At 44.2% G+C, this 23,681-nt stretch carries 23 protein-coding genes; 4 read left to right on the plus strand and 19 right to left on the minus strand.

The features are described 5' to 3' along the window. Window positions 1–33: 33 nt before the first annotated feature. Complete coding sequence (locus BAA9072_RS20520; RefSeq protein WP_201716512.1) at window positions 34–384, plus strand: hypothetical protein; 351 nt, start codon at window positions 34–36, stop codon at window positions 382–384. 55 nt (window positions 385–439) lie between these two features. On the opposite strand, the gene BAA9072_RS20525 is transcribed toward BAA9072_RS20520, so the two are convergent. The 7 genes from BAA9072_RS20525 to BAA9072_RS20555 form a co-directional block, all read right to left on the minus strand. Beyond that, on the minus strand, window positions 440–1,354 hold the full coding sequence (locus tag BAA9072_RS20525) for a diacylglycerol kinase (protein WP_201716513.1): 915 nt from the start codon (window positions 1,352–1,354) through the stop codon (window positions 440–442). Between the two features lie 368 nt (window positions 1,355–1,722). After that, window positions 1,723–2,511 carry an arylamine N-acetyltransferase gene (locus tag BAA9072_RS20530; protein ID WP_230980959.1) on the minus strand — a complete coding sequence of 263 codons (789 nt, stop codon included), beginning with the start codon at window positions 2,509–2,511 and terminating at the stop codon, window positions 1,723–1,725. A 23-nt stretch (window positions 2,512–2,534) separates the two neighbouring features. Next, window positions 2,535–3,314 carry a class I SAM-dependent methyltransferase gene (locus tag BAA9072_RS20535; protein ID WP_201716514.1) on the minus strand — a complete coding sequence of 260 codons (780 nt, stop codon included), beginning with the start codon at window positions 3,312–3,314 and terminating at the stop codon, window positions 2,535–2,537. Between the two features lie 356 nt (window positions 3,315–3,670). Next, entirely contained in the window at window positions 3,671–4,051 is a 381-nt protein-coding gene (locus BAA9072_RS20540) for a helix-turn-helix domain-containing protein (protein ID WP_201716515.1), read from the minus strand. Window positions 4,052–4,216: 165 nt separating this feature from the next. Next, the gene (locus BAA9072_RS20545) at window positions 4,217–4,783 is read right to left on the minus strand and encodes a thioredoxin family protein (RefSeq protein ID WP_201716516.1); all 567 of its coding nucleotides are present in this window, start codon (window positions 4,781–4,783) and stop codon (window positions 4,217–4,219) included. 421 nt (window positions 4,784–5,204) lie between these two features. Continuing rightward, entirely contained in the window at window positions 5,205–5,369 is a 165-nt protein-coding gene (locus tag BAA9072_RS20550) for a hypothetical protein (RefSeq protein WP_201716517.1), read from the minus strand. Further along, window positions 5,335–5,763, minus strand: coding sequence for a DUF4257 domain-containing protein (locus BAA9072_RS20555; RefSeq protein ID WP_201716518.1), 429 nt, complete (start codon window positions 5,761–5,763; stop codon window positions 5,335–5,337). The genes BAA9072_RS20550 and BAA9072_RS20555 overlap by 35 nt, the downstream gene beginning before the upstream one ends. A gap of 101 nt (window positions 5,764–5,864) precedes the next feature. On the opposite strand from BAA9072_RS20555, the gene BAA9072_RS20560 reads away from it, so the two are divergent. Then, entirely contained in the window at window positions 5,865–6,020 is a 156-nt protein-coding gene (locus BAA9072_RS20560; protein ID WP_201716519.1) for a hypothetical protein, read from the plus strand. 54 nt (window positions 6,021–6,074) lie between these two features. Here the strand turns inward: BAA9072_RS20560 and BAA9072_RS20565 are convergent, their stop codons facing one another. The 4 genes from BAA9072_RS20565 to gatC form a co-directional block, all read right to left on the minus strand. Continuing rightward, window positions 6,075–7,703: a M4 family metallopeptidase gene (locus BAA9072_RS20565; RefSeq protein WP_201716533.1), complete on the minus strand. Its 1,629-nt coding sequence runs from the start codon at window positions 7,701–7,703 to the stop codon at window positions 6,075–6,077. 327 nt (window positions 7,704–8,030) lie between these two features. Continuing rightward, window positions 8,031–9,461, minus strand: a complete 1,431-nt coding sequence (gene gatB, locus BAA9072_RS20570; RefSeq protein ID WP_201716520.1) for an Asp-tRNA(Asn)/Glu-tRNA(Gln) amidotransferase subunit GatB — start codon at window positions 9,459–9,461, stop codon at window positions 8,031–8,033. 12 nt (window positions 9,462–9,473) lie between these two features. Further along, the gene (gene gatA, locus BAA9072_RS20575) at window positions 9,474–10,934 is read right to left on the minus strand and encodes an Asp-tRNA(Asn)/Glu-tRNA(Gln) amidotransferase subunit GatA (protein WP_201716521.1); all 1,461 of its coding nucleotides are present in this window, start codon (window positions 10,932–10,934) and stop codon (window positions 9,474–9,476) included. Between the two features lie 12 nt (window positions 10,935–10,946). Further along, on the minus strand, window positions 10,947–11,237 hold the full coding sequence (gene gatC, locus BAA9072_RS20580; protein ID WP_034760864.1) for an Asp-tRNA(Asn)/Glu-tRNA(Gln) amidotransferase subunit GatC: 291 nt from the start codon (window positions 11,235–11,237) through the stop codon (window positions 10,947–10,949). A 663-nt stretch (window positions 11,238–11,900) separates the two neighbouring features. On the opposite strand from gatC, the gene BAA9072_RS20585 reads away from it, so the two are divergent. Then, window positions 11,901–12,257 (plus strand): cupin domain-containing protein, encoded by a 357-nt coding sequence (locus BAA9072_RS20585; RefSeq protein ID WP_201716522.1) that lies wholly within the window; start codon window positions 11,901–11,903, stop codon window positions 12,255–12,257. Window positions 12,258–12,330: 73 nt separating this feature from the next. Beyond that, window positions 12,331–13,395, plus strand: a complete 1,065-nt coding sequence (locus BAA9072_RS20590) for an AbrB family transcriptional regulator (RefSeq protein WP_201716523.1) — start codon at window positions 12,331–12,333, stop codon at window positions 13,393–13,395. Here BAA9072_RS20590 and BAA9072_RS20595 read toward each other — a convergent pair. From BAA9072_RS20595 to argC, 8 genes are all read right to left on the minus strand, one after another. Next, window positions 13,392–13,847: a YueI family protein gene (locus BAA9072_RS20595; protein ID WP_201716524.1), complete on the minus strand. Its 456-nt coding sequence runs from the start codon at window positions 13,845–13,847 to the stop codon at window positions 13,392–13,394. The two genes, BAA9072_RS20590 and BAA9072_RS20595, sit on opposite strands and share 4 nt — an antisense overlap. Window positions 13,848–14,035: 188 nt before the next feature. Then, window positions 14,036–14,983, minus strand: coding sequence for an ornithine carbamoyltransferase (argF, locus tag BAA9072_RS20600; protein WP_201716525.1), 948 nt, complete (start codon window positions 14,981–14,983; stop codon window positions 14,036–14,038). Beyond that, window positions 14,983–18,060, minus strand: coding sequence for a carbamoyl phosphate synthase large subunit (locus BAA9072_RS20605; RefSeq protein WP_201716526.1), 3,078 nt, complete (start codon window positions 18,058–18,060; stop codon window positions 14,983–14,985). The genes argF and BAA9072_RS20605 overlap by 1 nt, the downstream gene beginning before the upstream one ends. Next, window positions 18,053–19,117, minus strand: coding sequence for a carbamoyl phosphate synthase small subunit (locus tag BAA9072_RS20610; protein ID WP_201716527.1), 1,065 nt, complete (start codon window positions 19,115–19,117; stop codon window positions 18,053–18,055). The genes BAA9072_RS20605 and BAA9072_RS20610 overlap by 8 nt, the downstream gene beginning before the upstream one ends. A 69-nt stretch (window positions 19,118–19,186) precedes the next feature. After that, window positions 19,187–20,347 carry an acetylornithine transaminase gene (locus BAA9072_RS20615; protein ID WP_201716528.1) on the minus strand — a complete coding sequence of 387 codons (1,161 nt, stop codon included), beginning with the start codon at window positions 20,345–20,347 and terminating at the stop codon, window positions 19,187–19,189. Next, on the minus strand, window positions 20,344–21,153 hold the full coding sequence (argB, locus tag BAA9072_RS20620; protein ID WP_230980958.1) for an acetylglutamate kinase: 810 nt from the start codon (window positions 21,151–21,153) through the stop codon (window positions 20,344–20,346). The genes BAA9072_RS20615 and argB overlap by 4 nt, the downstream gene beginning before the upstream one ends. Then, window positions 21,116–22,345: a bifunctional ornithine acetyltransferase/N-acetylglutamate synthase gene (gene argJ, locus BAA9072_RS20625; protein WP_330999320.1), complete on the minus strand. Its 1,230-nt coding sequence runs from the start codon at window positions 22,343–22,345 to the stop codon at window positions 21,116–21,118. Before argJ ends, argB begins: the two co-directional genes overlap by 38 nt. A 14-nt stretch (window positions 22,346–22,359) precedes the next feature. After that, window positions 22,360–23,394 carry an N-acetyl-gamma-glutamyl-phosphate reductase gene (gene argC / locus BAA9072_RS20630; protein ID WP_201716529.1) on the minus strand — a complete coding sequence of 345 codons (1,035 nt, stop codon included), beginning with the start codon at window positions 23,392–23,394 and terminating at the stop codon, window positions 22,360–22,362. Between the last annotated feature and the right edge of the window lie 287 nt (window positions 23,395–23,681).

Genomic DNA, 23,681 nt, shown 5'->3' on the forward strand with positions numbered 1-23,681 from the left:
TGCAACAATTCTAGAAAGAGAAGGTAGATATACATGAACCCAGACTTCTTAGTAAACCTTATCCTCGTAGGGAATGTTTTTCTTGGAGTTTTATTCGCTCTCAAGTCAAGAAGGTGGTGGCTACCATATATACTAATCGGACTCACCTTTTTAACCCTGACTTTTGGATTCGGGATATCCCTTGTGCTGAATAAGGAATCGATCCTTGCTTATTTATTTGTGTTCGTGGTTGGACAATTGATATGGGTTTTTGCCTTTGTGATTGTCGCCCATCTATTGTCCTGGATTGTACGGAAGGTGCCTTTCCGTCATAAGCAGGAGATAGGCTGGGGCTTTTTGATCGGATTCCCTTTGACTTTTACTCTGTTTTTATTCGTTTACTAGAGAAACAAACATACAAAAAAGGAATGCCACAATCGTCATGGCATTCCTTTTTTCATTATATCGCTTTATCTTCCGGCCGGATCTTATCAAATGGAACGAATACTTGCAGATGACGATACAAATTCTCGAATTCGGCTGGAAGGACCCCTCCAAGCTCTCCGTCAACATTCAGCTGCACTTTTTCTTTCGCCTTGATCTTGATTCGGTTGGCTTGTGTGTAAATGACGTTCGGATCGTTCACATGCTCTCCCCGTACTGCAAGGGACGCAATGCGGATAAATTCGGCCAGATTTGTTTTCTTCAGAATCAAGAGTGAAAATAAACCGTCATTGATTGAAGCATCGGGAGCCAGTTTCTCAAAGCCTCCGACCGAGTTCGTCAATCCGATGAGGAAGAGCATCGCTTGTCCTTCAAACAACTTTCCATCATATTCGATCGATACATCGGTCGGTTTAATGGATGGAAGCATTTCAATGCCCTTCAAATAATAAGCAAGCTGTCCCATCATGGTTTTAAGCTTACTCGGTACTTCATAGGTCAATTCCGTGATTCTTCCCCCACCAGCGATATTGATGAAATAGCGTTCATTCATGCGTCCGATATCGACTGGAATGGTCTCACCCTTCGTGATCACATCAATGGCGGAGCTGATATCCTTAGGGATGTGCAGGGCACGGGCGAAGTCATTCGTTGTCCCCATCGGAACAATCCCCAGCTTCGGCCGGTAGTCCTGTTCGGCTAAACCGTTGACGACTTCATTTAACGTACCGTCCCCACCTGCAGCCACGACGATATCATATTTGCGTTCGACAGCGATTCGTGCCGCTTCAGTCGCATCCCCTTCACAAATGGTTGCGTGAACAGATGTTTCATATCCTGCCTGCTCCAATTTGATTAATACTTCCGCCAGATGCTTTTTAAAAAGCTCCCGTCCCGAAGTCGGATTGTATATAATTCGTGCTCGTTTCATACCCATCATCCTAATCTGTATTAGTTCAAAAAACTCGTCCATTTATATACCATCTTTTAACATCATATACCAATTTAATTTATTCATGCAAAAATTGTTAAGTGGGCCGGATTTATTAAAGCGTCCACCGGTCAATATCATAACTCTTTTCATAAGAAAAATCTAATGAATTATGAAATTTCTCAAGGAGTAAACCAGTCTTTTCTGCTGACTGTTACAAAATATTCATAATGAGCCCTCCCCTGTCATGATTCTTGACAAGAAGTACTTTTCCGACACTTTATTTATTAATTTTAGGATGAAGATGGCTTAAACAAACCACTCCAAACAAAAAACCGTCCAGAATATCAACCCGATATTCTGGACGGTTAAGGGAATAGTTTAATATTTCGCTTTTGTAAAAACTGGATGGATTCTTCAAGGGACCTCATATCAAAATGGTAGACTTCCCCAATAATGTCCTTCCATTTTTCCATATCCTTCATCTGATATTCCCGGATATTCCGGTAGGTCATGACCTTCAACGTCTGGTTACGGAGAAAGTAGCATTGGTTGCCCTGGAAGCGGACGGCCGTAATTCTTCTCATGGTGATGTTATCATCAGAATCCAGGTAGGATGCTTGTATGTCTGTCTCCAATTCTTCTTCCTCGAGCGGTAACCACTCGATTGTCTTTTTCACAAAAGACTTCCCGTTTGAACGACGGTCCACTTCAAATTCACGGATGTCCTTCTGGGTGAAAATGATCTCCTCCCCGAATCCATGAAGAAGATGTTTTTGTCTCGCCTCGAGCTCGACAGGCTTCATAATGGGAGAACCATATCCCACATCAACATAAAGCTTCCGGTTCTCAATCAAAATCATCAATCCAAGGTGTCCCGGATTCACTCTGACAAATTGACAATGAAAACCTAATTTTTTCAAGAGCCTTCCAAAGTTAATGTTTAACGTAAAGCAGGTTCCCCCCCATCCTTTCTGATGGAGATTTTCTGCAAATGTCTCTAATGAGGGGACGAAGGACTCTCCCTTGGAGAAGTAATAAAATTTACTGAACGTCTCATAGGGAATCCGAATCAAATGCTGCTGAATCAGCCGCTGTAAGTAGTTTAATGTAGGGAGCTCTATTTCCATATTTAAATAGTTTACATAATTTTTCACTGCTTCCAATCGGATCACTCTTTCTACTTTTTCATCAGACAGACTGTAAACTGGTGCTGAAGAGTAAACTCATGGAGAGAATCGTAACGCCTGGACAAGAAGGTATGTAAAGATTGCAGTAACCCTTCTTTCTCCGTATCCTCTAAATGAGAGAGCCAGGAAAGGGATCCCACGCGCTCGCACCAGGACTGTAAGGTAAAATCGACCATATAATAAAATGTATAAAAATCTTTCAACGTAAATTCAGCTTGCTGCCATTCTAACAACCATTCCACGGGAAAACCATTTACTTGATTGTTGGGATCAACTTTTGCTTCCGGGGGTGTCAGATCGATATATTCATTTAAAAACGTCATCGTATCCTTGACGACTTCCTGATTCGTTAAAACACTTGAGTCGCTTACAATGAACGTTCCTTTTTCCTTCAATATCCGCTTCATTTCACTTATCGCCTTCGGGCGGTCGAATAGATGCCAGCTTCTGTGGATCATCGTGATCTCATAGTATTGATCTGGAAGATTGGTTGATTCAGCTGTACCAGTGAGATAAGGAATCTCAAGGTATTGCTTGCTTTCCAATGCCTTGGCTGTTTTTCTCAGGTCGATAGAAGGCTCGACCCCGATCACCTCGGCTCCACGCTTATGGAGTTTTCTTGTCAGGGCTCCGGTACCTGAACCAATTTCAGCCACTTTTCTACCTTCCCACACAATTCCTCTTACCTTCAATGAATCAAAAAATTGATGCGGAATATCATCACAAGACGCAGCATAACGGGAGGTCACATTACCAAAATTCACTTCCATTCACTCTCTTCCCCTATCATAATTGATTTTCACTCAACTGAACGTTACGATTTCATGTCAACTCCATCACAAACCCGCCCAACACACAACACTTCATATATACTACACACATTCTGTATCCCGACCTAAAACTCCTGCCGAGGGACGGACCTCGCTTAACTTTATATCGTCATAATTCATAATCCTTTAAATGGATCGGTTACTTTAAGAAATTATCCTGTTTCGCCCGGTGATAAACCTTATAGGAAATTATATTTCTATCATTTAATAGGGGAATTCATTTAAGAAACAGAGGTCCGTCCCTCACTACAAAAAAAAACGGTCATTTGAAATGACCGTTTGGTGTGTGGTGTTCTTTAGTTATTGGCTCCTGCTGCGATCCGCTTTACGTTTTGTTCGGCGGTTTTGGTAAGGTCTGGAGTGAATCCGTTTTTCATTCGGTGATTTTCTTCATTGAAGTAGTCTTGAACTTCCTGGTCAAATTCTATTTCGATGAGATCACGAATGTCTGTAATTCTTAGGGCGATCATAATGGATACAAGATGAGCCACCGTTAAGGATTTCTTCTTGAAATTCACTAGTTCATTGATCGTCGCCACTCTTAAACCTGTTAAGCGATGAAGATCGCCTTGAGTCAAGCCTCTTTCGCGCAGGATTTCTCCCAATTTAATGTGAATTTTATGGGGAAATTTATTTAGCGCTTCTATCACAATTGTATTTGTCTTTTGGTGAATCATGATGCTTCAACTCCTCATCCTATACCATATTAACGTGAATCAGGAGATTCGTGAACCGGGAATAAATACCATGACGAAGGGTATTTATTACCGTTTCATTTCGAGCATAGAAGAGGACACCATGAACCACGTAGGAGAAGTCGGCGAAACCAGATTCCCGAAGCCCTACATCAATACGCTTTGGACCAGGCTCGTCTTCAAGCTTTCGTACACTTCCTGCCATACTTCTTTATCCTCACTATATTGAGAGTTCAAACGTTGAATCATTTCTTTTTGTTTTTCAGGGAAAAGCTCATGATCCCTTGGCGGTAGCTTCGCCCGCTCATCATCTACGATTTTCTTCACCATGGGTGCTCTTGGCCCCCACACCAGCTTTTCATTTCCTTCGCGATCGATAAAAATAAAGACCGGGATTGCTCTCGACGTCCCATTGGTTAAATATTGGTCCATCAGTTCAAGATGTTCGTCCCGCAGGATCATCCGTACATCCAGATTGGCTGCCTCAGCCACTTTGAGAAGGATCGGGACGTTCAGCATGGCATCCCCACACCAATCCTCTGTGATGGCAATCACCCGTAATGAATGGTCTCCCAGTTGGTTCAACACCTCTATATCTTCTTCCGGAATGCTAAAGTTCTTCCGGATGGTTTCCGTATTTTCTTTGTGAACACTCATATCTTCTATGTAATCTTTAGATGTCATTCCTTTATCAAACCATTGTTCTAAGTCCATTCTTCTTCCTCCTCCAGTGTTCCATCCAATCGGAATCACTGCACACTTTTCTCGGAAAATCTCTCTCTAGCATATGCATGTTCTTCGTAATCTACAAGTGAAATCCATTTAGAAACGAACCGAAATTTCAATTGTGCGATTATGCCTGTAGGAATATAATATAAGAAAAGATACTCCGTGAACAGGTTCGAATGAACTGCTCTTGGGTGATACCCTTTCACCTGAAAAAAAGGAATAGCTTATAAGGCTACTCCTCAACTATTTTTCCAGAGGGGGATGGAAACAGGTAAGTATGGTTAGAGCTATATCTTTCATACATCTTTTCTTGACAGAAAAAAAAGCTGACTCAATTGTCAGTTTCATCCTCACATTTTTTGGTTAAATTAAATGGATATAGGATTACTCTTTTAATTGACTCACCTTAAACATCCTGTGATTTCTCAATTATTTTTGCCACTTTATTGTAGTAGTAGTTCAGCTCGACTAGGCTATCTGCCTCCTTCAGTCTCTTTAGATAATGGCTCGCTTTTTCATAGTCTTCTGGTGGCAGTTCAACCTTGATTCTTTTTTTCTTCCACTTCGCCAACAGGTTTCACCTCATTATGGTTTGGAGATCCTCCCTTAGAGGTCGGTTCGAGCTGATAATGAGATAGCTCTTGAATATAGGATGCTTTGGTACTTGCTAAATTCTGTTCGATTTTTCGTGTGATAACGGAACTTCCCCCGATTCCTGATAATAAACTAATATAGATCGCATACCAGATCGGGACTGTATCGACTACCGGCAGCACTGATAAATATCCTGCTAGAATCCCTATGATAATATCCTTTGTTGAGCCAAAAAGATAATGCTTCTCCCCTTGATCATCGATAAATTTTCTTGGAAAAGTGAAATGACCATTTTTGAAAACCAGAATATGTCCTAAGCCTCCAATACCACCCATTAACATTGGCAACAAGATCACTTCGAATAAGGACATTCTATCCACCCTCTGGAATCATTTACTATTATTATACATTATTTACAGAAAATTCTGAATAGATAATTGGACGCAATTTTGTCCACTAAAGGAGCGCCATTATGAGAAAAATTGTGATGAAAGTCTCGTCAGTCGACAAACTTCGATTTCAAAACTATATGATGCAGTTAAAAAGAGCCGAATCAAAAGTTGAAGCTGATACCTATTACCGCCTTGCCAAGCAAATTCTGGAGAAGGCGAAAAGGAAAAAAATATGACTATACCACCAAAAGAAAAGAAGAGCCATCACAGCCCTTCTTTCACAAACTTATTTAGTTGACTCCAACCGCATTATACGCAGCGTTCACACTCGATACCTCAGCACTTCCCGCACCATATAAATCTGTAGCCGCCTGCACTGCCGCTGAGCGAAGCTGGCTATAATTTGAAGATGGTGTCAAGTATTGGGTCAGAGCACGGTAATAAATCTTCCCGGTCTTGGCCGTTCCGATACCCGTCACCTTCACACCATAGTGTGTGCCGCCCTGACTTAACAGATAAGCAGCTTTATTTCCGATCCCACTATTGATATGAACTCCGCCGTTGTCCTGTGTTCCTGTGTATCTTACAGAATAGTGATCAGGATCACCGTATTTTGCCGGATCAGACATGGAGCGAAGGGCATCCCCGCTCTTATTCGGTGTATAAATGTCTTCCCCAATCTCCCAATCGGGATTATTATTGGCATCATATTCTACTAATGTTCCGAAAATATCTGACATGGATTCATTGATGGCCCCTGACTCATTTTGATAGATGAGATCGGCTGTTGTATCCGTTACAGCATGCGTCAGCTCATGTGCAATGACATCAAGCCCCCCTGATAATGATACGAATGTCGATCCATCCCCATCGCCGTAAACCATCTGTTGACCATTCCAGAAGGCATTATTATAATTTCGTCCATAGTGGACAGTCGACTTTAGTGCTGCTCCGTTCCCGTCATAGCTATTACGATTATGAGTATTCAAGTAGTAATCATATGTTGTTCCGGCATAATAATGAGCATCTACTGCAGCTGCGTCGTAACCAGCATTAAATATATTATCGCTATCTGTCCACAGTGAGCCGGGAAGTCGGGTACGGTTCGACGCATCATATGTGAAAACCCCGTCCCCTCTCGTACGATCTTGTAAGTAATAAGTAGAAGAAGAAAGGTACGTATTCAGAGATTTCGTATCCCCCAATACTCCTTTACCAGAACCGACCGTGTCCGTCCCTCCACCAGCTGCTCCGCCTCCTCCTGGTTTACCTCCTCCATTTTTTGCTTCATGAATTTCATTCACTTTGTCAAGGATTCCACCAGTGGCAGCATCCACGAAATAATTCCAATTCCCCGGCTCCGGTGCAAGGAAATTATAGTTTACGAGATACGCATAATGGGCTTTCCCCTCTTTCACATAGATTACTGATTCGGATTTCGGGGCGTATTCGTAATCCGGCTGGATGCCTACCGTTTTAACAAGATCCTTTTCACCCGTTGAAACGGCTTGCTTTTTGGATACCTTCTTTGATTGTTTCAATTCCTGTTTTGCATCCAGGTTTGCTACAGGTGCCCCGGAAAACGCTGTCAGAACACCCTCCCTGTTCACATGAGCTGTCATCACAGCACCGTAGACAGGTGTCCCTTTATATACTTGCTGAATGCGAAGATATGTAAATCCTAATTCATCTTTCTGCTTTTCTTTTACTTGGAAGGATAATTTAGCGTTACCTTTAAACTTGAAGGTCTTTTGCTTTTCCATTAAATAGTCAAATACAATCGTTTCCGGAGCCTTAGAAGAAGCCTTTGTTAATTGACCGGAAATGAATTGGGGAGTACCCATTTGTGAATTGAAATTTACTTTCTCACTCACATTCGATGCTCCAAACGCTTCCTGCGCCAATACCGGACTCATCATCAACCCTGCTGTCAGCCCTAATGCAACGACATTTTTCTTCAATTACAACACCTCTTTATTAGAATTTTCAAACTATTGAAAGCATTAATCAAACTATAGTACAAGCCTTATCCATAACGAATGTGCCCAAAGACCTGCATTTCTCATTTTTCAACCTCAGGTTAAATTACCTATACAAAATAGACTAAAATCCCTCAAATCAGGAAAACTTGAACGAAAAGAGGGACGGACCTTGAAATATTTCAAGGTCCGTCCCTCTTCCCACTAAAAAAAGCCCCCTTAAAAAACAATTTTGTTTTTTCGGGGGGCTTTTATCAATTACGATTATTAGCGTTTTTGAATTTCTTGAAGCAATAGTTTGTTTACCAGGGGCGGGTTGGCCTGGCCTTTTGTCGCTTTCATGATTTGACCGACAAGGAAGCCGATGGCGCGGTCTTTCCCGTTCTTGAAGTCTTCGATGGATTGTGGATTTGCATCCAGTGTTTCCGTCACGATCTTCAATAGTGCACCTTCGTCAGAAATTTGAACAAGGCCTTTATCTTTCACGATTTGCTCAGGGTCTCCACCGTTCTCCACTAGTTCCTTGAATACTTTCTTCGCAATCTTGGAAGAAATCGTTCCCTTTTCGATTAACTCGATCATACCTGCCAATCCTTGAGGAGTCAGCTTAACATCTTCAAGTTCTTTTTGCCCGGCATTTAAATATGCTGAAACTTCACCCATCAGCCAGTTGGATGCAAGCTTCGCATCTGCACCTGCTTTAACAGTTTCTTCGAAGAAATCGGACATCTCTTTCGTTAATGTCAGAACCATGGCATCATACGCAGGTAAGCCCAGCTCTTCTACATAGCGCTTTTTACGCTCATCCGGAAGCTCAGGGATCTCTGCACGGATGCGATCCATCCACTCTTGGTCGATGTGAAGATGCAGTAGATCAGGTTCAGGGAAATAACGGTAGTCATCGGATCCTTCTTTTACACGCATAAGGATCGTCTTGCCCGTTGATTCATCGAAACGAAGCGTTTCCTGTTGAATCAATCCTCCAGATAAAAGTACTTTCTCCTGACGGACGATCTCATACTCTAACCCTTTTTTAACAAAGTTAAAGGAGTTCAGGTTCTTAAGTTCAGCTTTCGTTCCAAACTTTTCCTGACCGATTGGACGGAGGGAAATGTTGGCGTCACAACGGAGCGACCCTTCTTCCATCTTACAATCGGAAACCCCTGTATATTGAATGATGGATTTCAGTTTCTCAAGATACGCATACGCTTCTTCCGGTGTGCGGATGTCCGGCTCAGATACAATCTCAATAAGAGGAGTACCTTGGCGGTTATAGTCGACAAGGGAATAACCGTCGCCTGAGTGCGTCAGCTTTCCAGCATCTTCTTCCAAGTGTAGGCGAGTGATTCCGATACGTTTCTTTTCACCATTCACTTCAATCTCGATCCAGCCATTCTCACCGATGGGCTTGTCGAATTGAGAGATTTGGTAGGCTTTCGGGTTATCCGGATAGAAATAGTTTTTACGGTCAAACTTTGTATCCGTTGCGATTTCACAATTCAATGCGATGGCCGCTTTCATTCCGAACTCAATGGCACGCTTGTTTACCACCGGAAGAACACCAGGATAGCCAAGGTCGATGACGTTTGTATTCGTGTTCGGCTCTGCTCCGAAATGGTTCGGTGCAGGAGAGAACATCTTACTGTCCGTTTTTAATTCTACGTGGACTTCTAGTCCGATTACTGGTTCAAAGTTCATTGATTTCACCCCTTACAGTTGTGGTCTTTTTGTATGGAAATCTGTAGCTTGCTCAAACGCATGAGCTACGCGATAAATCGTGCTTTCGTCAAAATGCTTTCCGATGATTTGCAGTCCAAGAGGCAGTCCTGTTGAAGAGAATCCACAAGGAACAGAGATTCCCGGTACCCCTGCAAGATTGACTGGAATGGTTAAAATATCGTTCGCATACATCGTTAACGGATCATCGATTTTTTCACCGATTTTAAAAGCAGGAGTCGGTGTGGTCGGTCCAATAATGACATCATACTTCGCAAATACATCTTCAAAGTCTTTCTTGATCAGTGTACGGGCCTGTTGTGCTTTTTTGTAATAAGCATCATAGTATCCAGAGCTTAATGCGAACGTCCCAAGCATAATACGACGCTTCACTTCGTCCCCAAATCCTTCTGCACGTGTCTTCTTATAAAGATCAAGAAGGTTCTCTGCGTTCGGAGTGCGGTAACCGTACCGAACACCATCGAAGCGGGCAAGATTGGCAGATGCTTCAGATGAGGCTAATAAGTAGTACGTTGAAACACCGAATTTAGAATGAGGCAGTGACACCTCTTCCCATGTAGCTCCCATGCCTTCCAATACTTTCAGTGAAGCAAGTACAGCTTGACGGGCTTCTTCCCCGACACCTTCACCTAAATATTCTTTCGGCACCGCAATCTTCAACCCTTTTACGTCGCCTGTAAGAGCTTCTGCATAATTTGGAACTTCTACATTGGCCGAAGTGGAATCATTCGGATCAAGACCAGCAATTGCTTGCAGCAAGTACGCATTGTCTTCTACGTTACGAGTGATCGGGCCGATTTGATCAAGTGATGAAGCAAATGCTACAAGACCGAAACGGGACACGCGTCCGTATGTTGGTTTTAATCCGACTGTACCTGTGAATGCAGCCGGCTGACGGATAGATCCACCTGTATCAGAACCTAATGAGAATGGCACTTCCCCTGCTGCTACGGATGCTGCTGAACCACCTGAAGATCCACCTGGAACCGTTTCAAGATTCCATGGGTTGCTCGTCTTTTGGAAACCTGAATTCTCAGTAGACGAACCCATCGCAAACTCATCCATATTCAGTTTACCGATCGTAATCGTATCGGCGTTATGTAATTTATTGATAACCGTCGCATCATAAATCGGATTGAAGTTTTCAAGGATTTTACTTGCACAGGTTGTGCGAAGACCTTTTGTGACGATGTTATCTTTGATCCCGATCGGCATTCCAAAAAGAAGCCCTTTCGATTCATCCGTACCGAGCTTCGCATCCATTTCCTTCGCTTTACTGCGGGCATTCTCTTCATCCAATGTTAGAAATGCCTTTACTTTATCTTCGACGGCATCGATACGTTTGTATGACTCGTCTACAAGATCTGTGACAGATACTTCTTTCTTATGTAAAAGCTCATGAAGCTCTGATAATTTATGGTCAAATAATGACATGAGGTCCCCTCCTTAGTCCAAGATCGATGGAACGCGAACTTGTCCATCTTGTTTGTCTGGTGCGTTCTTCAATACTTCTTCACGTGGCAGTCCTTCAACGGGCTTATCTTCACGCATAACATTCTTCATATCCAGTACATGACTGGTCGCTTCCACATTTGAAGTATCCAATTCATTCAGCTGCTCGGCAAACCCGATGATTGCATCCAACTGAGTCGTAAACTTCTTCGCTTCATCCTCTGTGATGGCTAGTCGCGCAAGATGGGCAACATGCTTTACTTGCTCTTCAGAAATTCTAGACATCTTCTTCACCTCCGTATATGTTCGAACACTCACAATACTATTGATAATACCAAAATTCGCTTCATTAAAGCAACTATGATAGGAGATAACAACGGTTAGGGGCATGGCTGATTCTTGTCCATACCCACATTCATTCTACCACGAAATCGGAGATGGGTGTGATTTTGTCAGTTAAGCTGTTTAAGACTTTCCTTCCTTATAAAATGTTCCAGATGAAAGGATATATCGTCTGTTTTAGCTGGGAAGTAACTCTTGATGGTGAATCAGGGACGATTTGAAGATGGATTCTATGATCAGTTCTTCCTTCCCGGGAGAATCATGCGGAAGTTGAGGGAATTCATGCGGGATTTGAGAATATCGTGCGGGATATGAAGGTTTTATGCGTGATATTGAACTTATCATGCGGGATATTAAATAATCGTTCCGGGATGTCGAATTTTCTTTGTGTCAATTAACTCTGATGATGCCCGGTTCCTTAGACAGCATATCTTTGTTTTTTCGGGGTCCCCTTTTTGAATGTTATCACTTAAAAAATGATGTTCGGAAGAGTTCGGAGAGATTCCCGTCGTTTTAGGTTTTGATTACTCCATTTACCATAATCACCACCTCCCAATTAAAGGAATTCGCATCCTCAAAACCGAACTAATAAAAAGAGGTGATTGTATGAAAATTTACAACTTCAAACAAAATAACGGAAAATCCATAAAACAATTCAATAGTCAAAACGTGACAATCCATCCTTTGCTGAAGCATGATGATCCATTCCAGATCGGGTATTTTTATTTAGGAGAGAATAGCGTACTCGGAATGCATCCCGCCATGTGCGATCAGCTTCTGATGATTACGTCGGGAACTGGATGGGTGAGGATCGAAGGGGAAGAGAAGGTTCTGGTCGAGCCGGGCATGGCCGTCTTTTGGCAGGAGGGTGAGATACATGAATCCGGCTCAGAGGAAGGCATGACGGCGATTGTAGCAGAAGGAAGCAAGCTCGATCCCAACCGATATCTCGCTATCAACTAATGCATTCCGTTTGCTTCCTCTCCTCCATTTGATTACCTTTAAATAGAGTACATAAATTGAGAGGATTTTCAGCATGTATCCTATTCTTACAGCCTTTGCAGCAGGAGTTATTGGCGGGTGGGTGTTCACGCTCCTTCACCTTCCCCTCTCCTGGCTGCTCGGTTCCATGGTTTCTGTCTTTCTCATCAACAAATGGACAACCCTTGAGCTCGCCTGGCCATCTTATCTGAGAGATCTTGGTCTAATCATTGTCGGCTATGCCATCGGGCAATCCTTTAGTCAAAAAACAATGGTGGAAATCTTCACTCAGCTTCCTTCCATGTTCACAATGACGGTTGCCATTATTGTCTTCAGCATGTTCCTTGCTTACATCACTTCCAAAATGACAGGGATCGGACTGCCATCAACCATCACCGGCAGTATACCCGGTGGACTTTCCCAAATGGTGATCCTTGGGGAGGAGATGAAGAGTATTGACTTAACGGTTGTGACGATTCTTCAAGTCATCCGGCTCTTGTCTGTTATCTTTGTTGTACCGTTTCTTGTCTTCAGTCCTCTTTTAGCTGGAAAAGGGACGGGTTCTGGTACTGCCGCGCGTTCTTTTGAGACACCTTCCCTTCACTTGGGGTTTGTCCTCTTTTTCATGATCGCCATCGCAGCAGGGGTCCTTGCTAGAAAAATCCACTTGCCCACCCCGACCTTACTCGGCCCGATCTTACTAATCGGCGGCTTCATGGTGGCTGAATGGCCGGTCCCACATATGCCCGGTCTTCTTATTACTTTGGCACAATTGTCTTTGGGTATTTACTTTAGTTTCATGATGAATTTCTCGTCCTCCAAAACGATGGGCAAATTTATCATATGGTCGTTATTTACTTCCCTCTGCCTGCTTTTATGCTGCGCAGGCCTTAGCTTTCTATTAAGTCGCTGGCATGACATTTCATTCCTGACTGCCTTTATCAGCATGGCCCCCGGAGGCATGGCAGAGATGGCTCTTGTAGGACAAGCCGTTAATGCAGATCTTTCCATCATTACCGGGTACCATTTGTTCCGAATCCTGTTCATTCTTTTCGTCATCCCAGCGATTTTGAAAGGGCTGTTTAAACTCTCTATCTTCCAAAAGGGCAAACAATATTAGAAAAGCTTATTTTTAATCGATGAGAATAAGCTTTTCTTATTCTTTTGCTTCGGCTTTGGTTTGGCTTCAGCGGCTTTATCACTCTTTTTCTTCACATAGATCTCTTCTTGATCAATGGCATGATCATAGGCGAGAACCAGCCCGATATCCGTTTCAATGTCCTTATTGGTGACCATGGAAAACGAAACATGATACGTATCGGCAAGCTTAATGTATTTAGATAAAAAGGTGTAGCTCATGTTTCCATTTAACAGAAGCTTCGCATCCGGATGGCTCTTCAAGCTCTCCTGAACTTCTTTGTACACTCCTTTTTCCCTCACCTGACTCTGGGTAAGGGCAATGACGATCCGCTCTCTCAGGCTTCCGAGAAACTTTCTTCTCTCATCAGGCTTGGTTTGCTTTTGTCCATACATTCCATTTTCCAGATAATCATCTATGCTTGGTTTACTCAAAAACACTGCACCTCCAAAACGTCTTATTACAGTTTCTCCTACACTATATGTTTACATGTGTCCTTTTGGTTCTGTCCCATTTTCTCTTATGGAAATGGTTTCAGGCAACTAAAAGGGTCCGCTCTATAAAGAGCGAACCCGGAACCCGATACCTTCGTTAAGGTGAATTTTTATGAAAGCGAACTCTATCATAATACCGATTGCAAGATCGCCTTCTGAACATGCAATCGATTCTCCGCCTGCTGAAATACGGCGGAACATGGACCGTCTATGACAGCTGCGGTGACTTCTTCTTCGCGGTGAGCCGGCAGGCAATGGAGAAATGTCACGTCGGAAGAAGCATGATCCAATAGCTCTTCATTCACTTGATAGCCTTTAAAATCTTCAAGGCGCTTGAACGCTTCTTGCTCCTGACCCATACTTGCCCAAACATCGGTGTAAACGACGTCAGCACCCTTGACCGCTTCTACGGGGTCATAGTTGAGCGTAAAACTCCCGCCGCTCTCCAATGCCAGATCCACCGTCTTTCCGATGATATCCTCTCTGGGTTCGTACCCTTTCGGACAAGAAACGACGACATCCATCCCAAGCTTTGCACACAGGATCATGAAGGAGTGCGCTACATTGTTCCCATCCCCGATGTACACTACCTTTACTCCTTTTAACGTCCCTTTCGTTTCCAGGATCGTGAGGACATCTGCCAATGCCTGGCAGGGATGATACGTATCGCAAAGTCCGTTGATGACAGGAACACTTGAGAACGAGGCCAACTGCGTAACCTTTTCCGTCTCAAACGTGCGGATCATGATTCCATCCACGTAAGATGACAGGACACGTGCCGTATCCTCGATCGATTCGCCTCTTCCAAGCTGGATATCACGGGAATTCAGGTAGATGGCATGCCCTCCCATTTGGAGCATTCCCGCCTCAAAGGATACCCGTGTTCTCGTGGATGACTTTTCAAATATCATACCAAGGGTCTTTCCTTCGAGGCTCTTGGATCGTGGATTCTTCTTCAAGTATTGAGAAAGTTTCAAAAGCTCATGTACCTCTTCCACTGTGTAATCCAACCATGTGACAAGATCTCTTCCTTTTAAAGTTAACGTATATGGTAAAGATGCAATATTTGATTTCATTATACTCGACTCACTCCCTGCACGGATTTTGAATGGACTAAAGGCTTTGGCTGAACATTGATTGCGCTCGTACTGCGAATGAAAGCGAATAGGGTTTCCGCTTCAGTTATGACCGATATCCCTGCTTCTAATGCAGCGATTCTTCTCTTCTTCTTTTCACCCGATTCTTCATCACTGAAATAGATACAGGCACGGTCTGTTTCGATCCAGTCACTGAAAGTCTTTCCCTGAGCTGTATGGTACTGACTTAATTCGGTCAGGAGACTGTCGATATAAAGGGTTCCCCCGGCATTCACTCCCTCATGTAGATCTTCAAACACTTTATACAAAGCTTCTTCGACCGTTTCTCCCAGACACAGACCTTCTCCCGTCGACTTCATATTTGCACCTAGCGTTTGATCGATCTCCGGCAGGGCATGGGATGAAAATACGGGATACTTCACCCCGACTCCATCTACCTTGGCAGGCATCTCAAAGGCATCGATCGTCAGGTTCTCCCTGCATATCAGATCAATGGCCATATCCATCAATGAAAAGCCAAGGATCTTGCTGATAATTGGAACGGTACGGCTCGCACGTGGGTTCACCTCCAGCACATATACCGTTTGATCCTGCAGCAGGAATTGGATATTCATGATGCCTTTATACTGAAGCGCAGAGACAATCTTACTTGCATAACCTTCGATCGTCCTTTTTATTTCCTCAGACAGGGATTCAGAAGGGAAGATGGACATGCTGTCGCCCGAGTGGACCCCTGCCCGTTCTATATGCTCCATCACACCGGGAACATATGCATGCACACCGTCTCCTACAAGATCGATTTCCACTTCCTGCCCTTCTTTAAATTCATCTATCAGTATAGGAAAATATTCATCCTCTGCTTCCAGAACAAAACACTGCATTTCTTCCGGAGTCGTAACCTTCACCATGCCTTTTCCACCAATGACGTAAGAAGGGCGGCACAGAAGAGGAAAATCTAAATGACGTGCCACCTTCAGTGCCTCTTCCCTGCTATGACAGATGTCTCCATTCACCCGTGAGATCCCTTCGCCATCCAGCAATTGATAAAATCGCTCCCGGTCTTCCACCTGATCAATCGTATTTGCAGAGGTCCCAAATAATCTTACACCTGTTTCTTCCAACATCCCGGCAAGGTTCAACGCAGTCTGCCCGCCAAATTGGACAAGGACCGAATCCACTTTCTCATGTTCAATGATTGAAAGGACGGACTCAATCGTAATCGGTTCAAAATATAATCGGTCTGCCGTTTCATAATCAGTACTGACGGTTTCAGGATTATTGTTCACCATAATGGTGGTGTACCCATGCTCTTTTAAGCGTTGGATTGCCTTAACAGCACTGTAGTCAAATTCGACTCCCTGACCGATCCGGATAGGCCCCGCCCCGATGATCAGGACTTTCTTCTCTCCAGTGAGTGGCCCGATTTCATTGGTCCCATAATAGGTTGAGTAAGCATAGTTGGTGATAGCTTCAAACTCGCCGGCACACGTATCCACCATTTTAAAGACAGGGAGGATTCCTTTTTCCACTCTTAGATTGGTGATAGACCCTTCAGTCTTTCCAGTGAGTCCGGCAATGGTTTTATCCTCAAACCGGAATTCCTTTGCTTTTTTCAAAAGCTTTGTGGAGAGCGTCGTATTTTTGAGCTCATTTTCTATGCAAACTAGGTTGCTCATAATCGACAAGAAGAGCTTGTCGATCCCGGTCTTTCTGTGAAGTGAATCGATCGAACGTCCCCTTCTCATCAATTCCATCAGTTCAAAAAAACGGGAATCCGTCGGTATACCTACCTTTCTTTCCAGGTCTTCCAACGAAAGCTCAGACATTCCACCATACAGACTCTCAAGGGGGAGGTCCAAAGATTGAAGTGCTTTTTGAAAAGCAGCCTCTAATGAGCGCTCAATCGACATCACTTCACCCGTCGCTTTCATCTTTGTGCCAAGTACCCTGTTCGCTCCAGGAAACTTATCAAACGGCCATCTTGGAAACTTCACCACTACATAGTCAAGGGCCGGTTCAAAGCTTGCATAAGTGGTTCTTGTGAGCGGATTGATGATTTCGTTTAATGTGTATCCGACAGCAAGCTTCACCGCGATCTTGGCAATGGGATAGCCCGTTGCCTTGGATGCCAGGGCAGATGACCTGCTTACACGGGGATTCACTTCAATCACATAGTACTGTTTGCTGTTAGGGTCTAAAGCAAATTGTATATTGCATCCTCCCACTACCTTAAGGGCACCGACAATATTAAAAGCTGCTGTACGGAGCATATGGAACTCTTGATCCGTCAAGGTCTGGGATGGAGCGACCACGATGGAATCCCCCGTATGGACCCCTACCGGATCAAAGTTTTCCATATTACAGACCGATATACAATTTCCTTTCGAATCTCTCATTACTTCGTACTCGATCTCTTTGAATCCAGCGATGCTTTTTTCCACTAGGACCTGACGAATGGGACTCGCTTTCAAACCGGACAGGACAAGCTTTCTGTATTCCTCCATAGTAGAAGCGATACCCCCGCCTCTTCCCCCTAACGTATAAGCTGGACGAACAATGATCGGCAGGGCGATCGTTTCAGAGAATATCAGGGCTTCTTCCAGATTATGAACGATACTGCTTTCAGCTGTGGGATGCCCCAATGAATCCATTAAAGAACGGAACTTTTCTCTGTCTTCCCCTTTTTGGATTGAATCAACGGAAGTACCGAGCAGTTCCACACCGTACTTCGCAAGTACCCCTTTTTCATCCAGACCGACCGCAAGATTCAAGGCGGTCTGACCTCCAAGACTGGCTACCAGCCCCTGGGGGCGTTCTTTTTTGATGATGGCGGTCAGGGTCTTTACCGACAGTGGTTCACAATACACTGTGTCAGCGTACGCAGTGTCGGTCATGATTGTGGCCGGATTATGATTCACAAGGACTACCTCATAGCCTTCTTCCTTCAGGGCAAGACACCCTTGGGTACCGGAGTAATCAAACTCAGCCGCCTGCCCGATGATGATGGGTCCCGATCCGATGATCAGGATTTTTTTAATACGAGAATCTTTAGGCATACATTTTCTCTCTCCCTGGTTGTTTAATCGATTGATAGAATTGTTGGAATATCCACGAAGCATCTTCCGGTCCAGGACGTGCTTCGGGGTGGAATTGAACGGAAAGGATCGGCTTATTTTTATGTTCCAGTCCTTCAAGTGATCCATCATTGACGTTTATAAACCGTGGCTGAAGGCCGGTGTCAATCAAACTCTCTTTATTGACGACATAATTATGATTTTGTGATGTGATGAAAACTTCGCCCGTTTGGTTGTCCATGACCGGATGATTCGCCCCTCTGTGCCCGAATAACAACCGGTCCGTGTCCCCTCCAAGTGACAAAGCGATCAATTGGTGCCCCAAACAAATTCCAAGCGTCGGAATCTCCAAGATTTTCTCTTTCAGTTCCGGTAAATAATGAATCATTTCCTTCGGGTCTCCTGGTCCGTTGGATAATACCAGTCCATCGACGTTCAACTGATCCAACTGCTCCAGTTGGTGAAAGGGGATGACCGTCACGCGACAATCCATTTCCAATAGACTCGATACAATTGATTTTTTCACACCAAAATCGACAACAGCGATATGCTTGCTCCCGCTCCCTAATTGATGTATGTGTGAAAGAGCAACTTTTTCGATTTGACCTGTGAGTTTTTCTTTCTCAGGAAACACTTTTGAATATGATATACAGGCATTTTGACTTCCCCCATCACGGATCACCTTTACCACTTCTCTCGTATCCACCCCTGTCATGTAAGGGATCTTCCACTTATGAAGATAGTCTTCAAGGGAAAGGGTGGCCTGATAATGGGAATACAGGTCTGGTGTACTGAGCATGATAACCCCCTTCACCTGGGGCTGACCGCTTTCGAAATCGTCCTCATTCACACCGTACTGGCCGATGAGGGGATAGGTGAAAACGACGATTTGGTCTTTGTAGGAAGGATCCGTCAGTACTTCCTGGTACCCTGTCATACCCGTAAAAAATACAATCTCACCCTGAATGGGATCATCCTCATCCATAATGACTTCTCCTTTAAAGCTGGTGCCGTTTTCCAAACATAAGTAACCTGTCATGGGATGACCTCCTGTTTATGAATAAATAATTATAATTAAGCATTTTTATACATTCTACACTAAAAAAATTTAGTAAACTTCGACTGATTGGTGATGCTTGATGGTACTGACCAATATATGAAGAGCCTGATCCAGTTCGTCATAGGTAACCGTTAACGGTGGTAATAACCTGACCACATGAGTGCCTGCAGGAAGGGTCAATAATCCGTTGTGACGAAGCTCCGTGATGATGTCTTTCACTTCTGTATCGAATGAAATACCGATCATAAAACCAGCCCCTTTTATTTCCTTGACGATTTGGCATTCTTGGAGCTGAAGGGTCATTTTATTCATAAAATACTCCGATTTAAGTTGAACATCCTTCAGGAATCCCTCATCAAAAATCGTTTCCATGGTCGCCTTCGCTGCCGCCATTGCTAACGGATTCCCTCCGAATGTCGATCCGTGAGTCCCTGGTGAAAATGAGGGGATCAGTGCTTCCTTCCCCATCATGGCTCCAACGGGAAACCCGCTTCCAAGTCCCTTCGCAGCCGTGACGATATCCGGATTCAGGGAGTAATGCTGATAAGCAAACGGTCTACCTGTCCGTCCTGCACCTGTCTGTACTTCATCGATGATGAGGAGTGCATCCAGCTCACGGCACTTTGCTTCCACTGCCTGTAAAAAGGAAGGGGTCCCCGGGTTTACTCCCCCTTCACCCTGGATCACTTCCAGCATGATGGCTGCAACATCCTTATCCTTCACTTTTGAAAGGGCGTGCTCATCGTTATATGGAAGATATTCAAAGGTCGGCAGCAAAGGACCGAATCCGCTATGAATCTTCTCTTGCCCTGTCGCACTCATTGTAGCGAAGGTGCGGCCGTGAAAAGATTGCTTGAAGGTCAGGATTTTCGTTTTCCCCGTGTGCTTTTTCGAAAGCTTTATTGCTGCTTCATTCGCTTCTGCCCCGCTGTTACAGAAAAAGACGGCATCAAGACCGCTTGCGGAAGTAAGAAGCGTCGCTGCCTCTTCCTGCTTAGTGATCGGAAACAGGTTCGATACATGCCAAAGGGTATCCAGTTGTTTTTCCACTGCTTCTTTTACAACAGAAGGGGAGTGACCTAAGTTACAGACCGCTATACCTGAAATGAAATCCAAGTATGTTTTTCCATTTTGATCCTTTACCTCCGTGCCCTTCCCCGAAACCAATTCAATGTCTAACCGATTATACGTAGGGAATACCTGACTCATATCACTTGAACCTCTTTTCCTTCTGTTATTCGGGTACCAACCATTTCTCCGTCCTGAATAATGGAGTCCTGACACCCGACAATCATCACCTCATGTATATTCTCGTTCAAAACCGATAAGGCTGCCTGAACTTTCGGAATCATTCCACCGTAGATTATACCGGATTCAATATAATGATGAATCGCCTCTTTTGTTACACGTGAAACAAGTTCACCGTCTTTCAAGATTCCCGGCACATCCGTGACAAACACCAATTTCTCCGCTTTCAGTGCTTTAGCGACGGCTGAAGCGGCCAGGTCCGCATTCACGTTCACCCTCTCTCCTCCGTTGGTGACAGCAAGGGGAGCGATGACCGGTAAGTAGTGTAATGAAAGTAGATTGTGCAGCAACGTAAGATTGACCTCATCAATTCTGCCGACAAACCCCAGAGACTCTTCATCTACGAATCCCGCCTTTAGTAACCCGGCATCGTACCCGCTCAATCCGATGGCACTTACTCCTTGCAGGTTGATTTGATGGACCAACGCGCTATTCACCTTGCCCTTTAGCATCTGTTCAGCAATACTGAAAACTTCCTTCGTAGTTTTACGCTGGCCGTTTATGAACGTAGACTCGATCCCAAGCTTCTTGAGTGTAGCCGTAATGTCCGGTCCCCCACCGTGAACAAGAATCACATGATAGTGCTGTTGTAGATCTTTTATGCTTTTATAGAAAAGGGATGATAGCTTAGATAGGACACTCCCTCCCAGCTTCAGAACAATCACAGGCTTATGTTCGGTAACTTGCATTGATTTTGACGTAATCATACGTAAGGTCGCACCCCCAGGCTTTTCCTATCCCTTCTCCGCCATGTAGCGTTACAGAGATGATCACATGTTCAGCTTGCATGTACTGACTGACTTCTTCACCATCGAATGGTTGAGGAGTGCCGTTGGAAAATACGAGTGTGTCGCCGATGCAGATATCACAATGATGTGGATTGAGGTCGACCCCACTATGTCCCATGGCACCGACGATTCTTCCCCAGTTAGGATCTCTTCCAAACAGGGCAGTCTTCACTAAGTTGGACCCGACGATTTTTTTGGCTAAAAGATTGGCTTCTTGATGGGAATGGGCGCCAGTCACATTCACTTCCACCAGTTTGGTTGCGCCTTCTCCATCTCTCGCGATTTGCTTGGCCAGATCTTCACATACAAGAGTCAATCCCTCTTGAAAATGTGACCAGTCAGGGTGACCTTCGTGAAGTGCCTCATGCTCCACCATGCCATTTGCCAAACTGATGACCATATCATTGGTGGATGTTTCCCCATCTACTGTGATTTGATTAAAGGATTGATCGATGGCTGTTTTAAGGGCATTCTGTAGAACCTCTGATGAAATCGTAGCGTCTGTCGTAATAAAGCCGAGCATCGTCGCCATGTTGGGATGTATCATCCCCGACCCTTTACCACATCCTCCTATGGTGACTGTTTTTCCATCGATCATTACCTGATAACAGGCCGTTTTCTCGACTGTATCCGTAGTGAGGATGGCCTGTTGGAAAGAATGTGCAGCTCCCATATTCGCCTCTACTTGGATTTCGTTACAGCCCCTTTCCATCTTACCCATCGGGAGCCATTCTCCGATGACACCTGTGGATGCAACGGCTACGTACTCTTCAGGAATCTGAAATCGTTTGGCGATCCACTCCCTCGTTTGAAACGCATCCTTCAACCCTTGTTCACCCGTACACGCATTTGCTATGGCACTGTTTACGACGATTGCTTGAAGTTTATGAGATTGAGAGATACTTTCCTGAGTGACTTTAAGGGGAGCCGCTTGAAAATGACTTTGTGTATAGACCGCTCCACATTGTGCAGGTTTCTCACTGTAAATCACCCCGAAATCCTTCTTTGCATATCGAAGTCCGGTGTGCATCCCCCCTGCCTTGTATCCGAGAGGTGACAGAATCGTTCCTCCCTTGATTGGTTTAACCGTATGTTCTTTTACCAGTTTCATTGATTCTCCCCCTCTTATGGATAAATTGGATAGTGATGAAGTCCAATCGTTTCGTCTAATCCAAGCATTACGTTCATATTTTGAACTGCCTGACCCGCCGCCCCTTTCACCAGGTTATCGATCACTGACACTATCGTCACCCGATTCGTCCGTAAATCGGCTTTGATTGATAGATCACAGAAATTCGTGCCGAAAACTTCTTTCGTACTTGGGAACTGTCCTACTTGGCGAACACGGATGAAGGGGCTCCCTTCATAAAAGTTGTGATAGAGGCTATGTAACTGCCCGGTAGTCCAGCTGTCCTTTAAGTCTGCGTACATCGTCACCATGATCCCCCGGGTCATGGGAATGAGATGGGTCGTAAAGGTGACCGGTCCCGCTTCACTGTTCCACTCCTTCAACTGCTGTTCAATTTCAGGGGTGTGCTGGTGTTGTTGGACTTTATAGATTCGTAGATTTTCCTGGGTCTCGGAAAAGTGACTGGATTGAGTCGCTTTCCTTCCCGCTCCGGATAATCCCGTTTTGGCATCGATGATCAGGGAGTGAGGGTCTATAAGATCCTGATGATAGAGTGGAGCCAACCCCAGCAGTGTCGCCGTCGGGAAGCAGCCCGGGTTGGCAATCAGGTCCGCTTCCCCGATTGCGTGTCTATTCATTTCAGTCAGACCATAAACGGCTTTGTCCAGAACGTCCTGTGGAGCGGATTCTCCTTTATACCACTCTTCATATTGACCCGGGTCCTTTAAGCGCAGGTCGCCTGAAAGATCTATTACTTTTGCCTTTTTCCCTATGAGCTTTTGAGCCAGATCCTTTGATACTCCCGAAGGCACAGCCAGGAAAACGAAATCAAGCTGTTGCATCTCCCCAATCATGATGGGCTTTACTCTTTCAAGGGAGAGTCCGGCCAAGTGTGGATATTGTTCCGCATATGGAGTCTCCCCTAAAGAAGATGAATACAAAATGCATTCATTCACATTTGGATGCTTTGAAAGAAATCGATACAATTCCACACCACCATACCCAGTACTACCAACAATACCAACATTCAATACCATTCACCTCAAAGAATAAATTTAAATTAGGTCTAATTATATGAGTGTATATTAATAAAATCAATAGTATATTTATAAAATTTTCTATAAAGTTACTCTATTCACAAATTCACTTCAATAGTACTATGAAGCAAACCGAATAAAGGTCCACCCCCTTTTTAAAATGTACCCTATAGAGTAGACAATCAAAAAAAGTCTACCTATAGGGTACTTTTTTGTATAATGACAAATAGACAACAATGTAGAAACTGGGGAAAATTATGAGTAAAAAGACATTTACAGAT

This window comes from Rossellomorea arthrocnemi (genome assembly GCF_904424705.1).
GTDB lineage: Bacteria > Bacillota > Bacilli > Bacillales > Bacillaceae_B > Rossellomorea > Rossellomorea arthrocnemi.

Bases quoted from the DNA above. Each gene is read 5' to 3' on its own strand.
- argJ (WP_330999320.1), bottom strand. From the start codon at position 22,345: ATGAAACTGGTAAAAGAACATACGGTTAAACCAATCAAGGGAGGAACG.
- BAA9072_RS20615 (WP_201716528.1), bottom strand. From the start codon at position 20,347: ATGAGTCAGGTATTCCCTACGTATAATCGGTTAGACATTGAATTGGTT.
- BAA9072_RS20585 (WP_201716522.1), top strand. From the start codon at position 11,901: ATGAAAATTTACAACTTCAAACAAAATAACGGAAAATCCATAAAACAA.
- argF (WP_201716525.1), bottom strand. From the start codon at position 14,983: ATGAAATCAAATATTGCATCTTTACCATATACGTTAACTTTAAAAGGA.
- BAA9072_RS20520 (WP_201716512.1), top strand. From the start codon at position 34: ATGAACCCAGACTTCTTAGTAAACCTTATCCTCGTAGGGAATGTTTTT.
- BAA9072_RS20540 (WP_201716515.1), bottom strand. From the start codon at position 4,051: ATGATTCACCAAAAGACAAATACAATTGTGATAGAAGCGCTAAATAAA.
- gatA (WP_201716521.1), bottom strand. From the start codon at position 10,934: ATGTCATTATTTGACCATAAATTATCAGAGCTTCATGAGCTTTTACAT.
- BAA9072_RS20555 (WP_201716518.1), bottom strand. From the start codon at position 5,763: ATGTCCTTATTCGAAGTGATCTTGTTGCCAATGTTAATGGGTGGTATT.
- gatB (WP_201716520.1), bottom strand. From the start codon at position 9,461: ATGAACTTTGAACCAGTAATCGGACTAGAAGTCCACGTAGAATTAAAA.
- BAA9072_RS20605 (WP_201716526.1), bottom strand. From the start codon at position 18,060: ATGCCTAAAGATTCTCGTATTAAAAAAATCCTGATCATCGGATCGGGA.
- BAA9072_RS20560 (WP_201716519.1), top strand. From the start codon at position 5,865: ATGAGAAAAATTGTGATGAAAGTCTCGTCAGTCGACAAACTTCGATTT.
- gatC (WP_034760864.1), bottom strand. From the start codon at position 11,237: ATGTCTAGAATTTCTGAAGAGCAAGTAAAGCATGTTGCCCATCTTGCG.
- BAA9072_RS20535 (WP_201716514.1), bottom strand. From the start codon at position 3,314: ATGGAAGTGAATTTTGGTAATGTGACCTCCCGTTATGCTGCGTCTTGT.
- BAA9072_RS20610 (WP_201716527.1), bottom strand. From the start codon at position 19,117: ATGACAGGTTACTTATGTTTGGAAAACGGCACCAGCTTTAAAGGAGAA.
- BAA9072_RS20565 (WP_201716533.1), bottom strand. From the start codon at position 7,703: ATGATGAGTCCGGTATTGGCGCAGGAAGCGTTTGGAGCATCGAATGTG.
- BAA9072_RS20545 (WP_201716516.1), bottom strand. From the start codon at position 4,783: ATGGACTTAGAACAATGGTTTGATAAAGGAATGACATCTAAAGATTAC.
- BAA9072_RS20590 (WP_201716523.1), top strand. From the start codon at position 12,331: ATGTATCCTATTCTTACAGCCTTTGCAGCAGGAGTTATTGGCGGGTGG.
- argB (WP_230980958.1), bottom strand. From the start codon at position 21,153: ATGATTACGTCAAAATCAATGCAAGTTACCGAACATAAGCCTGTGATT.
- BAA9072_RS20525 (WP_201716513.1), bottom strand. From the start codon at position 1,354: ATGAAACGAGCACGAATTATATACAATCCGACTTCGGGACGGGAGCTT.